This is a genomic window from Pseudomonas sp. FP603 (assembly GCF_030687415.1).
Taxonomy (GTDB): domain Bacteria; phylum Pseudomonadota; class Gammaproteobacteria; order Pseudomonadales; family Pseudomonadaceae; genus Aquipseudomonas; species Aquipseudomonas wuhanensis.
The window spans coordinates 4,569,661-4,582,077 of the sequence record NZ_CP117431.1 but is presented as its reverse complement, the minus strand read 5'-3'; the positions used below and the strand labels follow the sequence as shown (position 1 = coordinate 4,582,077).

Annotated in this window: 15 protein-coding genes and 1 pseudogene; 11 read left to right on the top strand and 5 right to left on the bottom strand. The window is 55.5% G+C overall.

What is annotated here, in order from left to right; all coding sequences use genetic code 11:
• The first annotated feature begins 44 nt into the window (after positions 1-44).
• The 11 genes and pseudogenes from PSH65_RS21155 (at position 45) to hrpT (ending at position 7,754) form a co-directional block, all read left to right on the top strand.
• A pseudogene (locus PSH65_RS21155) lies at positions 45-864 on the top strand (sigma 54-interacting transcriptional regulator).
• Positions 865-985: 121 nt separating this feature from the next.
• Positions 986-1,840: a sigma 54-interacting transcriptional regulator gene (locus PSH65_RS21150; RefSeq protein ID WP_305427031.1), complete on the top strand. Its 855-nt coding sequence runs from the start codon at positions 986-988 to the stop codon at positions 1,838-1,840.
• A 132-nt stretch (positions 1,841-1,972) separates the two neighbouring features.
• Positions 1,973-2,161 (top strand): hypothetical protein, encoded by a 189-nt coding sequence (locus PSH65_RS21145; protein ID WP_305422198.1) that lies wholly within the window; start codon positions 1,973-1,975, stop codon positions 2,159-2,161.
• A gap of 53 nt (positions 2,162-2,214) precedes the next feature.
• Positions 2,215-2,547 (top strand): hypothetical protein, encoded by a 333-nt coding sequence (locus tag PSH65_RS21140; RefSeq protein WP_305422197.1) that lies wholly within the window; start codon positions 2,215-2,217, stop codon positions 2,545-2,547.
• A 255-nt stretch (positions 2,548-2,802) separates the two neighbouring features.
• A complete protein-coding gene (locus PSH65_RS21135) occupies positions 2,803-3,171 on the top strand; it encodes an EscI/YscI/HrpB family type III secretion system inner rod protein (protein ID WP_305422196.1) in 369 nt (122 codons plus the stop codon).
• A 15-nt stretch (positions 3,172-3,186) separates the two neighbouring features.
• Positions 3,187-3,999 (top strand): type III secretion system inner membrane ring lipoprotein SctJ, encoded by an 813-nt coding sequence (gene sctJ, locus PSH65_RS21130; RefSeq protein WP_370694711.1) that lies wholly within the window; start codon positions 3,187-3,189, stop codon positions 3,997-3,999.
• Positions 3,996-4,520 carry a type III secretion protein gene (locus tag PSH65_RS21125; protein WP_305422194.1) on the top strand — a complete coding sequence of 175 codons (525 nt, stop codon included), beginning with the start codon at positions 3,996-3,998 and terminating at the stop codon, positions 4,518-4,520. The genes sctJ and PSH65_RS21125 overlap by 4 nt, the downstream gene beginning before the upstream one ends.
• A gap of 18 nt (positions 4,521-4,538) precedes the next feature.
• Positions 4,539-5,114, top strand: a complete 576-nt coding sequence (sctL, locus tag PSH65_RS21120; RefSeq protein ID WP_305422192.1) for a type III secretion system stator protein SctL — start codon at positions 4,539-4,541, stop codon at positions 5,112-5,114.
• A 65-nt stretch (positions 5,115-5,179) separates the two neighbouring features.
• Positions 5,180-5,404: a type III secretion protein gene (locus tag PSH65_RS21115; RefSeq protein ID WP_305422191.1), complete on the top strand. Its 225-nt coding sequence runs from the start codon at positions 5,180-5,182 to the stop codon at positions 5,402-5,404.
• A 65-nt stretch (positions 5,405-5,469) separates the two neighbouring features.
• Positions 5,470-7,554: a type III secretion system outer membrane ring subunit SctC gene (sctC, locus tag PSH65_RS21110; RefSeq protein ID WP_305422190.1), complete on the top strand. Its 2,085-nt coding sequence runs from the start codon at positions 5,470-5,472 to the stop codon at positions 7,552-7,554.
• Positions 7,551-7,754: an HrpT family type III secretion system protein gene (gene hrpT, locus PSH65_RS21105; RefSeq protein ID WP_305422188.1), complete on the top strand. Its 204-nt coding sequence runs from the start codon at positions 7,551-7,553 to the stop codon at positions 7,752-7,754. The genes sctC and hrpT overlap by 4 nt, the downstream gene beginning before the upstream one ends.
• Before the next feature lie 120 nt (positions 7,755-7,874).
• Here the strand turns inward: hrpT and PSH65_RS21100 are convergent, their stop codons facing one another.
• From PSH65_RS21100 to sctS, 5 genes are all read right to left on the bottom strand, one after another.
• Positions 7,875-8,873, bottom strand: coding sequence for a hypothetical protein (locus PSH65_RS21100; protein WP_305422187.1), 999 nt, complete (start codon positions 8,871-8,873; stop codon positions 7,875-7,877).
• A 404-nt stretch (positions 8,874-9,277) separates the two neighbouring features.
• Positions 9,278-10,216 (bottom strand): CesT family type III secretion system chaperone, encoded by a 939-nt coding sequence (locus PSH65_RS21095; RefSeq protein ID WP_305422185.1) that lies wholly within the window; start codon positions 10,214-10,216, stop codon positions 9,278-9,280.
• A 66-nt stretch (positions 10,217-10,282) separates the two neighbouring features.
• Positions 10,283-11,359, bottom strand: a complete 1,077-nt coding sequence (gene sctU, locus PSH65_RS21090; protein WP_305422184.1) for a type III secretion system export apparatus subunit SctU — start codon at positions 11,357-11,359, stop codon at positions 10,283-10,285.
• On the bottom strand, positions 11,356-12,150 hold the full coding sequence (sctT, locus tag PSH65_RS21085; protein WP_305422183.1) for a type III secretion system export apparatus subunit SctT: 795 nt from the start codon (positions 12,148-12,150) through the stop codon (positions 11,356-11,358). Before sctT ends, sctU begins: the two co-directional genes overlap by 4 nt.
• Positions 12,151-12,417 carry a type III secretion system export apparatus subunit SctS gene (gene sctS / locus PSH65_RS21080; protein WP_305422182.1) on the bottom strand — a complete coding sequence of 89 codons (267 nt, stop codon included), beginning with the start codon at positions 12,415-12,417 and terminating at the stop codon, positions 12,151-12,153.

Below are 12,417 nucleotides of genomic sequence, written 5' to 3'. Positions count from 1 at the left end.
CGGCGCAACTTCACGAAAAAGCCTCGCGCTACGCCAACATCGAATTGGACTTGCTCTTGTACGGAGAAACGGGAACCGGCAAGGACACGCTGGCCAAACATATCCACGAATTGTCTGGCCGAACAGGCTCGTGGGTCGGTATCAACTGCGCGGCCATCCCCGAGACTTTGGCTGAAAGCCAGTTATTCGGCGTAATGAGCGGGGGCGTTCACCGGAGTTACTCAGTCTAGAATGGGGTATATCGAGGCTGCCCAGATGGGAACCTTGTATCTCGACGAAATCGATAGCATGCCGCTGTCCTTGCAGGCTAAGTTGCTTCGGACATTGGAGTCTCGCGGGATCGAACGGCTTGGTTCGACAACCTTCATACCAGTGGACTTTCGCGTCATCGCATCTGCGCAAAGGCCTCTCGGCCCGCTCGTTGACCAAGGACTTTTTCGTCGCGATCTGTTTTTCCGACTCAATGCCCTGACGATCCAACTCCCAGCCTTGCGCACCTGCCGTGAGCAAATTCTGCCGATGTTTCATTATTTCACCAGTGTCATTGCCGAGCATTTCAATCGGGCAGTCCCTGCGCTTGACGGTCACCTTGAGTGGGTGTTACTCGGACATGCCTGGTCCGGTAATATTCGTGAGCTAAGATCCGCTGCTCAACGCTTCGTGTTGGGATTTCCACTGCTTGGAACCGTTGGTGTAGGAATAACACGATCGACCGCTGGGTTGAAGACACAGCTGAGACTTGTGGAAAACGAACTGATCAAAGATGCTCTAAAGCGCCACCAAAACAGCATAGATGCGGTCGTCGATGAATTGGATATTCCGAAGCGTACGCTGTATTCCAGGATGAAAGCGTCATGCGCTTGATGTCAGATGGCATTGCCTATGACGACTCGCCCTTTCAATCCAGGTGCGAGGCGAAAGACCAGGGGGGCTCGTGAAAGATATTCGCGATCACCGGTCAGTTGAACCTCACGACGTAGATGATCTGGCGAGGAATGTCCGGCATATCGCAGAGTTGGGTGTCGATGTACTACTGACGGGAGAGACCGGGACCGGAAAAGATACTCTGGCTCAGCAAATCCATAACCTTTCCGGTCGCAAAGGACGGTTGGTCGCGATGAACAGCGCCGCGATTCCCGAGTCACTTGCCGAAAGCGAGCTATTTGGTGTGATGAGTGGCGCCTATACGGGCGCTGATCGATCACGTATCGGGTACATCGAAGCGGCGCAAAGTGGAACGCTTTACTTGGATGAGATCGACAGTATGCCGCTTGCACTACAAGCGAAACTGTTGCGTGTGCTTGAAACTCGTACAGTAGAGCGTTTGGGGTCCACTACCGCTATTGCACTGGATTTGTGCGTGATTGCTTCCGCTCAACGTTCACTCAGTGAGATGGTCGAGGGGGGGGCGTTTCGACGCGATCTATTTTTTCGTCTCAACGTCATTGCTTTGCAGCTGCCAGCCTTGCGCGACCGCCGGTGCAGAATTGTTCCGCTGTTCACTCAGTTTATTGCCGCGTCGGCTGACCAATTGGGGCGAGATGCACAAGTGGTCACCCCCGCCGTACGTAAAGTCCTGCTTCAGCACGAGTGGCCAGGCAACATTCGTGAATTGAAGTCGGCAGCCAATCGATTCGTGCTGGGCGCGCCGTTGCTCGATGCGACGTTTTGTACTGAGCCCGCAGTCGCAATTGGGCTCAAGGCACAACTGCGGATTATTGAGAAAGTCCTGATTCAGGAATCGCTTAAACGCCACTGCAATAGCATTGAAGCCGTCAGCCTGGAGCTGGGAATACCTCGCCGCACGCTTTATCACCGTATGAAGGCGCTGGGTGTCTGAGGAGGGCATCGCCGCACTTACCCCCACGTTCGGTCAAATTTTTTAAGTACACGAATACGGAACCGAACAGGGACTCGTTACCACCCAATAGTAACCCGCGATTACGTGGGCTTTAATTCCAGGAGCAACACTATGATCGGTATTATTGCGGGTATGCTCGAACGTCATGCAATACCACAACTCATTGGTAATCTTGCGGACCTGACCAAAGGCGCCACAGCAGCGGTCCAGCAGCTCCAACCGAAGTCAGACGTTTCTGCGGAACACACTAACCCATCGGAGTCGGCAGCGTCAGGCAACACCGGCCGAATCATTTATTAAACACATTCGTACTCTCCAGCCGTTCGGTCGGGATCACTCAAGAGGCAATAATTATGTTTGATATAGGAAATGCAATCAACAGTGTGGTAGGCGGAGTTGTTGGATTGGGCGGCGATCTAAGTTCAGGAGCGAAATCGGCGCATGGCAAAGTAGCGAACGAGCGGGAGCGTTACAACGCCACTGGCGAGAGTGAATCTTTAGATGCCATACGCGAGTCTGCTAGACATCAAGACCAAATCAGTGCGCAAACGACTCGTGCACAAGATGAGGCTAATACTACCAAGAAGCTTGCCGATACAGCGGCAGCCATAGAGGCCGGCCGTGGTGATACTCATAACAAGCGTTTTTCAGCCGAAGCAGCGAATGCCAAGGGCCTGCAATATTAACAACTCTTGGTTTAAATCGGTGGCTGGGTCGGATCAGACGATTTGACGAGAGCTTTCGGTTTGTGCGGTCAGAGTTTACTGCAAGCGGTTCCGTCATAGTTCCGTTCAGCGTGCCAGATGGGTTTGGCTGAACGGAGCTCTAAATGCTAATGCTTGAATTGGCTTAGTAGACGCCAGCCAGTAAACGCGATGTTTTGTGGCTACATAGTAGTCACCAGACTTTTAATTTTTTCGTTCGCTTCTTGGGAAACCCTAATGGCTATTTCTGCTGCCAGTTCTGTGGAAACCAGTATGCCCGACCTGAGACTTGAGCAAGGGTTGGTGATGCCTCCCTCGCAGTCGGATACCGACCTCTTCAGTTCGGCTATGCAACCTCAACCAACATCCTCAACAGACCCTCTCAGTGATTGGGCAAGCGCTGCATTGTCCAAAGGCCTGGAGTCTTCTGACAAACTCTCGCAGCAGGCGCTACGGTCTTTTCAAAAGGTGGCAGCGTCGGGTGACCCGACGGACATATCCAAATTGACTCACGATCTCGCAACATTTTCGCACGTCACGGCATTGACGACCAAGGTGATCAAAAATGGTACTCAAGCCATCGACAAACTTACAAACCTGCAGTAAAGGAATTTTGTGAAAATTCGGTGGCCGTGTCTGTTGTTGTATGTACTGTTACTCAGTGGCTGTAGCGATGTTACTGATTTGTTCGGTGAATTGTCCGAGCGAGACGCCAACGATGTAGTGGCCAAGCTGAATGACCATCGCATCGATGCTCATAAGCGCCAGGAAAAAAAGGGCGTGGCGATCGTCGTTGCGACCAGCGATCTCAATCGGGCAGTGCGGCTACTGGACGCCGCTGGACTACCGAAGCGCTTGCGCACCAGTCTGGGCGAAATATTCAAGAAAGAGGGCGTCATTTCCACACCGCTGGAAGAGCGAGCCCGCTACATCTATGCATTGTCGCAAGAGCTGGAAGCGACGTTATCCCAAGTTGACGGAGTTATCGTGGCGCGAGTTCATGTAGTTCTGCCCGAGCGCATCGCCCCGGGTGAGCGTATACAGCCAGCGTCGGCGGCAGTGTTCGTCAAGCACTCTTCGGCATTGGACCCCGACAGCGTTCGTGGGCGAATTCAACAGATGGTTGCCAGCAGCCTTCCTGGTATGTCCGGAGAAACGTCCGACTCAAAGAAAATTTCCATTGTGTTTGTGCCTGCGGGAGAGTTTCAGGAGACCGAGCGACTGGTTGAGTTTGGTCCCTTTTTCATAGACAGCCGGAATCTTGGATTCTGGAAAAAAATGACCTACGGCGGCGTTCTTCTGCTCCCATTGCTGATAGCGGCCCTTATGCTGAGCCTGCGCGCCGATTGGCGCAGGGCAGCGGGCACGCGCCTAAGATCGGCGTGGGCCAACCTTCGTCGAGGCGAGCGACCGGTTACACCGGCAGGCACATGACCGGCCAATGGGTGGAGTGGTGGTGCGCCCCCTGGCATTGGGCTCATCCTGAGTGGAAAGCGAAATTTGCCACTCTCGGCGGGCTGTCGTCCGGCGACTGCAATGCGGTGGCACGCAGTCGTCATGTCGACTTCTTGCGCATTGTTGGTATCGTCCCTTCTCAGCCGCCGGAACCCGTGGAAGCACTGCTGCGGTGGCTCGCGTTGACCCCGAAGCAGCGTGAACATGCTTTCTCACTGGTACAGCGAGTCTGTTTTGCCAAACCGGCGCAAGCGGCATCCCCTGATCTTGAAGATGGCTGGTGCTATGGATTGGCCAAAGCGATCCGTCCAGGGCAATGGATCCATCCGGGGATCGAGGATGAGCGCGTGTTGCTTGGCGCCTTTGTGGGAGAACGCTGTTGGTCGAGACTGCAACTGATGTGGGCCCCTGGAGAGCCTGGTCAATGGGTCAACGGCTTGCCTGATAAGAAGCTTCAGACTCTTTGGCAGTCCGTGCTCTGGCGAGTCGCTCTTGAGTAACCCCAAGGAGCACTGCGCATGTGGGTGAAACGGCGATTGTCTTTGGGGGCACCCCCGGTTTTGGCAGAAATAATTGTGCGCCGAGAGCATCTGGCGGACGTACTGCTTGCCAGCGAAGTATTGGACAAGGCACATATCGAAGCCGACCGCCTGATAAGTGCTGCACAAGATGAAGTCAGGCAGCTGCTCGATCAGGCGACCACCGAGTTTTGGGCGACCGCCCAAGGTTTCCTGAGCTCCCTTGAGCAACAGGGCGTGAGTCTGCAACGTGATGCAATTGCCTCGACTGAAACGCTGCTGGATGTGGCACTCGGGCGTTTGTTGGATGAAGCGGGTTTATTCGAGCGCATCCGCGCTCTGGTCAGAAATCTGGCCAGTAGTCAGCCCAATGAACCCATCGGCACGCTTAACTGCCATCCCAATGTGGTTGAACCTTTGCGCGCATGGCTGACCGAAAACCGCTTTGCGCAACACTGGCAGCTCAAGGCAGACCCTGACCTGACACCTGAAGCATTGCGTCTGAGCCACGCCTCGGGTGCGTTCGAAATAGATTGGCCTAGCTTGCGTCGCGGGGTACTGACCCGCCTTCAATGAGCACCAGGGAACCGACCGCAGGCGTTCAACCACTCAAGCTCAACCAACAGACAGGAGTATTTTCGATGCTGAACTTTGAACACCTTCGTAACAGCCTTGATCGCTCGATGAACCAGGCCAATGACGATTTTGACGACGCGGCAGCTGCCGCCTCCGAAAGCGGCACGATTGAAGACATGCAAGCTTTCACTGAAGCTGCACGTGGGGTTGCCAGCGCATCTTTTGTCATGACTGAAGCACAGCGTGCAGACAACGGCATTACCAAGGCGATTCTTGATGGCATTCAGTGAATACTCCTGTTTGGCTCTGCCTACAGCCGTGCGCCTACTGCCATCCTGGCAAGCTGGAGAATTAAATGCGTAAGGCCTACAAATGGTTGCCTTTTCTCTTAATCGGCATCGAAACACCCTTATGGGCGGCGGTGCCTGAAGCCTGGAAGCACACGGCTTACGCATACGACGCGCAGCAGACCGATTTGGCCACCACCTTGGGTGGTTTTGCCCGGGAATTTGGTCTGGTGCTGGACATGCCCCCCATGGAAGGCGTCCTCAATGGACGTTTTCGTGCTAAAAATCCTCAGGCGTTCCTCGATCGTTTGGGGCAGGAGCATCACTTTCAGTGGTTCGTCTATAACGACACGTTGTTTGTCAGTCCAACCAACGGGCAGACGTCTGCCCGAATCGAGGTCTCGTCCGACGGACTTGATGACCTGCAAGAAGCGCTGACCGACGTGGGCCTGCTAGATCCTCGTTTTGGCTGGGGTGTCCTGTCAGAGCAGGGGGTTGTGCTGGTCCGCGGACCCGAAAAATACGTCGAGTTCATACGTGAATTCATCGGTGATGCCGCGGGGGCGGGTGAAGCTGAAAAGCAGGAAGTGATCGTCTTGCCTCTTAAGTACGCCAACGCCGCCGACCGCTCCATTCGCTACCGCGATGAGCAGATGACCGTGCCTGGTGTCGCCAGCATGCTCCAGGAATTGCTGGGCGCGCGTTCTCGGGGAGAGTCGATAGCGGCTGGCAAATTCGGTTCGCTGCCTGCCAGTCCTCTCGGCAGCGCACAGAACGCCGCCTATGGCAACACAGGGTATGGAGCTCTGGACACGACGTCGCTGGAGCAGGGGCTGGACCGAGTTCTTGGCGGCAACGTTAACCGCAGCAGCGCCGGCAGCATCGGCGCGAAAAAAACGCGCATCGCCGTCAGTGCCGACGTGCGCAACAATGCAGTGCTGATCTACGACCTGCCTCATCGCAAAGTGCTGTATCAGAAGTTGGTCGAGCAGTTGGACGTGCCGCGACAACTGATCGAGATCGATGCAATTATTCTCGACATCGATCGACACGAGTTGGCGGAGTTATCCAGTCGCTGGAACTTTAAATCCGGTAGTGTCAGTGGCAGCGCAAACATGCTGGAAGGCGGCAGATCAACTCTCTTCATTCAGGACGCGGGCAAGTTCGCCGCCGAGCTGCGGGCATTGGAAGGCAACGGTTCTGCCTCGGTGATCGGTAACCCTTCGATCCTGACGTTGGAAAACCACCCGGCCGTGATCGACTTCAGCCGCACTGAATTTTTGAAGGCGACTGCCGAACGTGTCGCCAGCATCACCCCGATCATTGCTGGTACCAGCCTGCAAGTCATCCCTCGTTCGCTAGAGCACAATGGTAAATCCCAGGTGGAATTGATCGTCGACATTGAAGACGGTCAAATCGATCCTTCCCAGATTGACGATACGCAGCCCAGTGTGCGAAAGGGCAACATCAGCACCCAGGCCGTAATCGCGGAACGCGGCTCTCTAGTCATAGGCGGTCTTCATGCGGTGGAAGCGAACGAAAAGATCAAGAAAATTCCGCTGCTGGGTGACATACCGGTGTTAGGCAAGTTGCTGTTTCAGTGGCGCAACCGCGAGGTCAATAACCGAGAGCGTTTGTTTATTCTTACGCCGCGATTGGTCGGTGACCAGATCAATCCGTCACGTTATGTGGAAAACGGTAACCCCCATGATCTGGATGAACAGATGAGAAAGATTGCCGCACGCCGCGATAACCGTTTCGAGCCGACAAGAGGTGACGTGCAACAGGCCTTCAAGGAGTTGCTCAACGGTACAACACCTGTGGGCTTGCGCAGTGGCGAAGAGTTGCCCTTCGCCGCACAAAGTCTGTGTGCTCCTGAAAATGGTCTGGAGCTGGACAGCCAAAGTTCGCAGTGGTTTGCTCACGACGATTGGGGCGTGGCGGTTGTCGTTGCACGAAACAACGGTTCGAAACCTTTGCGTCTTGACGAAGGCCGCTGCGGCGGGCGCTGGGTCATTGGTGTCAGTGCCTGGCCACACGCCTGGTTGCAGCCGGGCGAGGAAAGCGAAGTGTTCATCGCAATGCGCCAGCCGCAAACCGCGAAACAGACTGCACCCGCCCGAGCCTCGCTTCTCCAGAGAGTGACCCCATGATCCCGCATCGATATTTCAGTTTGTTCATGCTGCCGGCGCTGTTGACCGGTTGCGTCCATTCAGGTTGCTCACCAGATGCCTGCAAGCGGCCGGACTCGTCCGATCGCGATCTGGTTATCTGGTGGCCTCTGGAAATGCGGCAGGGCTTGGATGAGCGCGATCACCAGATAGATTTCACGGTCGTCCCACTCAAGGATTGAGCACGGGTACTGCCTTTGGGTCCATCCGGGGCAGTGCCTCTGGAGAGCTGGCGCTACGCGCCGGAGCTTCGGCCATGACATCGATCAGTCGACCCACGTCGTTTTGAGGCATGCCATCGGTCAGGGTAGAGGTGTAGCGCTCGCACTGGCCTTGCGTTCGCAGCCATGGGCCTGGAAGGTCTGATTGACGGTGCGATAAGCCAGCCCCAGAGCCGCCGCCGTTGCCGTATTGCCGAGAAAGCTGGCCAAGGCAGGTGACAGATTAGCCGAGACTTCGCCCATGGCCATGTTGGCGGCACTGGCAAGGCTAGTCCACCCCACTCGAGCCACCGACTGATCCAATACGCGCTCATAATCCTTGAGTGGCAGGGTCGCCTTGAACCGTTGCGTGGTGCCGGCTTGGCGAGCGTCAAAATGCTTGGCCAGATGTCCATCCATGATTGCGACGATGGTGTTGAAACCTGCGCGCATGCCGGCCAAAGCCTGAATAGACCGGGCCAGCTGTGCACCTTGTAATGGGCGTTGGCGGTTATCGGTCAGAGCCGGGCTGGATAGCGACTGACCAGGAGGCAAGGTTTGTTGGCTGATTGAATCCTGAACGAAACCCATGGTCAGTGTCATTGCCGCATAGGCCCAGCCTAAAGTCGCCATGTCATTTTCGTTAACCCCGTGGGTACTGACGGTGTCGTCCTGCTTGCCGGTCAGGCTGATACTCGCCTGCATGACCTCCCGCGAGCCAGCGTAGACGACGTTGCGTAACTGAGTCGCTAGTATGCGGGCACTCAGGGCACCATCACCTCTGGCCGTGCCGAGCGCACCGAGGCTGAGGTAAATTACCTCGGCAAGTACCTGATTGCGGGTGACATTGCGTGAATCCTGTTTTTGTCTGCGGCTCAAATCCACGCGATGTTCTGGTTTGAGTCCCTGCCAATGCGCCTCACTTAAGCCAAAATGACCACGCACAGCCACAGTAGAGTCTGCTCCCGGCCGTTCCAGTCGAGGTTGACGCACATACACCTGGCTGGCAATGCTCACCAGGGAGATGGCGGTTTGCAGCGTCAACGCGGCAGCGGGGCTTTTTGCGGCAAGGCCGTTGGCAAGGGCACTGTAAGTGTGCATGAACGCCACTTCTCTGGCGTAGGTTGGAAGACCACAGGTGACGACTTGTTGCAAAGTCTGCCCGCACACCGCAAGGACGGTCTGCCCGGCGGGTAGGTTGGCAAGGCTGTCGGTCCAGGACTGTGTAATTCCCTGCTTCAGGCTTTGACCTGCCGCACTGCCGAATCGGCAACTGCGGTCGTACAGGCCATGGGTGGTGCTCCTGATCGATTGCCACGTACGCGCCGAAAAATCGTGATGAAAATGCGGGCTAAGGCCCGCAAATACGCGAGTGGCACGTTCTTTTAACCCCAGGTCAGGTATTGGTCTGAGGCCTTGCTCCAGCGTTGACATCTGACAGGCGTGATTGGTCAGTAGTGCAGGTGGTGCCGGTAGCGAGGTTGCGCAGGGGAGTGTCGTCCGGCTCATGGTCTTAACTCCGTTGCAGATACTGAAGGTGATCTTGCGCCTAACGCCGTAGCCAGTTGAGCAATATCCCCCAGCCAGTCTCCCAATGCGTAACCGTCCAGGCCATAAGTGTCCCATCGTCCCTGCAGGCAAGCGCCATGGGGAGCCAGCGCCAGGGTGCAGCCGGTTAAGGCCATCAGCTCCAGATTGGCGCGCAACGCCAAGTGCCTTTGAGCCGAAGAATGCAGGGAGCGGGCGATGGGGGTGCTAATCAACAGGTGACGCTTGTCGCCGTCGGCAATGATTTCCAGATGCTGTGGGCCGATGCGAATCACGCCGATGGTCTCGACGTGCACCAACGGTGTGGGATCACCCAAATAATGCAGCGTTTGAGCAAGTAGCGGCAGATGCCAGTCGTGCGCTATCGACGCTTGGCTGGTGGCTTTTTGAGAAACTTCAGGGAGAGTGTGAGGTCGCGCCGGCAGCTCGGAAGGGAAAGGGCCCGCGCCGAGCGCGATGGCGCCACCCACCAGACTTTCAGCCAGTGCGATCATCAGCGCAAGTTGTTCACCCAATTCACAGGTCGCCGAATGAGCTTGAGTGAGCCGGCTGATCAGTACCGCATGACCCCGTTCGTCGAGGGCCGCTGTACAGGCACCCATCGCACTTATTGTGCAATTGCCGCGTAACAGTAATTCATTCCAAAGCGGTACCGACACGTTCGGAGGACGAGGCAGAAGCCCCAGCGCGAGCCATTGCGGTACAGGTTCGTCGTGCCACAGCCGCAACTGGATGGACATACCTGGCAGTCTCAGGAGACCTGTCTCGGTGAAGATCTGCGCTTCGCCATCGCAGACACCCAGGTACAAAGCAGCCTCTTGAAGCCAGTGGTGCGCCTCTGTTGAATGGCGCAAGGTCGCCGGCGAAATAAAGGTCGATCGAAATCGTGAATTCATTGTTCTGATTCCGCGCAGACATTAGACCTTATTAAGCATTATATACATGACAAACATATGAATGACTCAGGCATCTGTGACCCGAATAACTTCATTCGGAACGTCTGTCAGCTGGCGAACAACTTGATATATATGCGCGACAGCGAGAAGAGTAGGGCGTGGGATATACCTGCCTTCGTTGACTTTATAGAGTGTCCGGGCAAGCCAGATACTCTGTATGACCGGGATTTTCGCGCGCTTGGCAAGGGCGATTATGTCCAGGGCTTCGTCGCCCATACCCTTGCGATGAATTAACGGCAAAGGGGTTTCGCCCGGGCGATAATACAGGGCAACGGCGTAGTGGGTCGGGTTGACGATTACCAGGTCCGCGGTGTCTACAGATGGGCGGGGTGCGCTCGGGGCCTCATTGGACAACTGGCGTGCCAGCTGTTGACGGTGACCTTTGACATGCGGATCACCTTCGGCTTGTTTGTGTTCTTTCTGTATATCTTCAGTACTGGTTCGCATCTTTTTAGCGTGGAAATATTTTTGCACGGCGAAGTCGATCACGCCGATGACCAGTAGCAGGCCAAGAGTGGAACGCAATATATGGCGGAATTCTTGCACCAGCGAACGCCAATAAGTATTCAGATCAGAATAAGCTAACAGGATGAGCGTACTAAGCGCCGGTTTGATCAATACATACAGCGTAATTGCAATGGCCGCCGCTTTGAGTATGCTCAGCGTTAACGTGGTTAGGTTCTGCATTGAAAGCATTTGTTTCGCTTGCCCTAACGGGCTGAGCCTTTCAAGCGTCGGCGCCAACGCTTTTGGGGCGAACAGAAAGCCGATTTGCATCCACGTGCCTATCATTCGAGTGATGACTGCGACACCGACACTGCAAAGAATAAAACTGATCAATACCGTCGCGCTTTCGCTGCTGATCCGAGCGACTGTACCCATAAAAGGTTCGCCGGCATGGTCAAGCGGAAGCGCCAGCATCCGCTGCAAGCGCACCATGCTTTCCTCTGCCAGGTTAAGTGTAACTTCGCTCACCATGAGCAGCACCAGCACTTTACTGAAGTCTTGGCTTTGCCCAACCTGACCTTTTTCCCTGGCGTCACGCAGCTGTTTGGGTGTGGCTGGTTTTGTTTTCTCGGTCATGGGACTTGAACCAACTGCGGCAAAAGCGATTTCAAGTCCAGCAATGCAGACAGCTCACCTTCCCCCAGATCTATTAAGGCCGGTAGATAGATCAAGAGAAAGGCCAGGCCTGCTATGCTTTTGGCTGGCATTGCCAGAATCGAGACGTTCAGTTGCTGCGCGTACAGGCCGATCATCGCAAAAGCCGCCTCAATGAGTAAAAGCAGTCCAATAAAGGGCGCGGCGTACAGCATCATGTGTTGCAGGGTCCGACTGAGTTGATCAAGGAATAGGTCAAGGCCATCCTTTGTCATGCCGGGGAACCAGGACGTAGGCGGCCAAATGCTGTAACTGTCCCAGATTACTTGGGTCAGTAGCGAAAGTCCGCCTGACAGGATGACCAGCATGATCAGCATTTCCTGGAACAACTCACCCAATGGGGTAGCATCCGGTCCCAACGACGGATTGATCTGGCCGCCACTGAGTGCGCCGCGCTGGCTGTCCAGCAAGGCACCCACTGATGCGAACATCCAGAACGGGGCATAGAGCAGTAGGCCAAGGAGTGTGCCCAGAATGATTTCCTTAATCAGTAGCCCACCGATGACGAACAAGTTGTCTTGATGACGGGTAAGGGCCTGGCCAATCGAAGGGCCTGGCACCATCGCCACTGCCACGACCACTGCATAACGCAGCGGCCCTTTCAGGTATTTGAAGCAGAAGGCGGGAACCAGCATCATGCAAGGCAGCAGACGTGCCATGGCGAGCCCGATACCCAGCATTAGTTCAAAAGCCTCCTGAGCATCGTTGGGCATCTAGTGTCGGCCTCCAGTGCGGGCGATCAAGTCAAAGGCCAGATTGATGAACTGAATCAACTCCACGCCGATCCAGCGGCCGGTCATGGACAGCGTCAGCCCGACTGCAGCCAGTTTTACGGCAAAAGGCAGGGTCTGGTCCTGAATCTGCAAGAGGGCCTGCAAGAGTGACGCTATCACGCCAACCAGCACGGCAACCCCCAAGGGTGGAGCCGTGAGAATGATCACTAGAAACATGCCTTGCTTGAACAACGCCATCGCTTCCAC

Bases quoted from the DNA above. Each gene is read 5' to 3' on its own strand.
- PSH65_RS21145 (WP_305422198.1), top strand. From the start codon at position 1,973: ATGATCGGTATTATTGCGGGTATGCTCGAACGTCATGCAATACCACAA.
- PSH65_RS21140 (WP_305422197.1), top strand. From the start codon at position 2,215: ATGTTTGATATAGGAAATGCAATCAACAGTGTGGTAGGCGGAGTTGTT.
- PSH65_RS21135 (WP_305422196.1), top strand. From the start codon at position 2,803: ATGGCTATTTCTGCTGCCAGTTCTGTGGAAACCAGTATGCCCGACCTG.
- PSH65_RS21125 (WP_305422194.1), top strand. From the start codon at position 3,996: ATGACCGGCCAATGGGTGGAGTGGTGGTGCGCCCCCTGGCATTGGGCT.
- sctL (WP_305422192.1), top strand. From the start codon at position 4,539: ATGTGGGTGAAACGGCGATTGTCTTTGGGGGCACCCCCGGTTTTGGCA.
- PSH65_RS21115 (WP_305422191.1), top strand. From the start codon at position 5,180: ATGCTGAACTTTGAACACCTTCGTAACAGCCTTGATCGCTCGATGAAC.
- sctC (WP_305422190.1), top strand. From the start codon at position 5,470: ATGCGTAAGGCCTACAAATGGTTGCCTTTTCTCTTAATCGGCATCGAA.
- hrpT (WP_305422188.1), top strand. From the start codon at position 7,551: ATGATCCCGCATCGATATTTCAGTTTGTTCATGCTGCCGGCGCTGTTG.
- PSH65_RS21100 (WP_305422187.1), bottom strand. From the start codon at position 8,873: ATGCACACTTACAGTGCCCTTGCCAACGGCCTTGCCGCAAAAAGCCCC.
- PSH65_RS21095 (WP_305422185.1), bottom strand. From the start codon at position 10,216: ATGAATTCACGATTTCGATCGACCTTTATTTCGCCGGCGACCTTGCGC.
- sctU (WP_305422184.1), bottom strand. From the start codon at position 11,359: ATGACCGAGAAAACAAAACCAGCCACACCCAAACAGCTGCGTGACGCC.
- sctT (WP_305422183.1), bottom strand. From the start codon at position 12,150: ATGCCCAACGATGCTCAGGAGGCTTTTGAACTAATGCTGGGTATCGGG.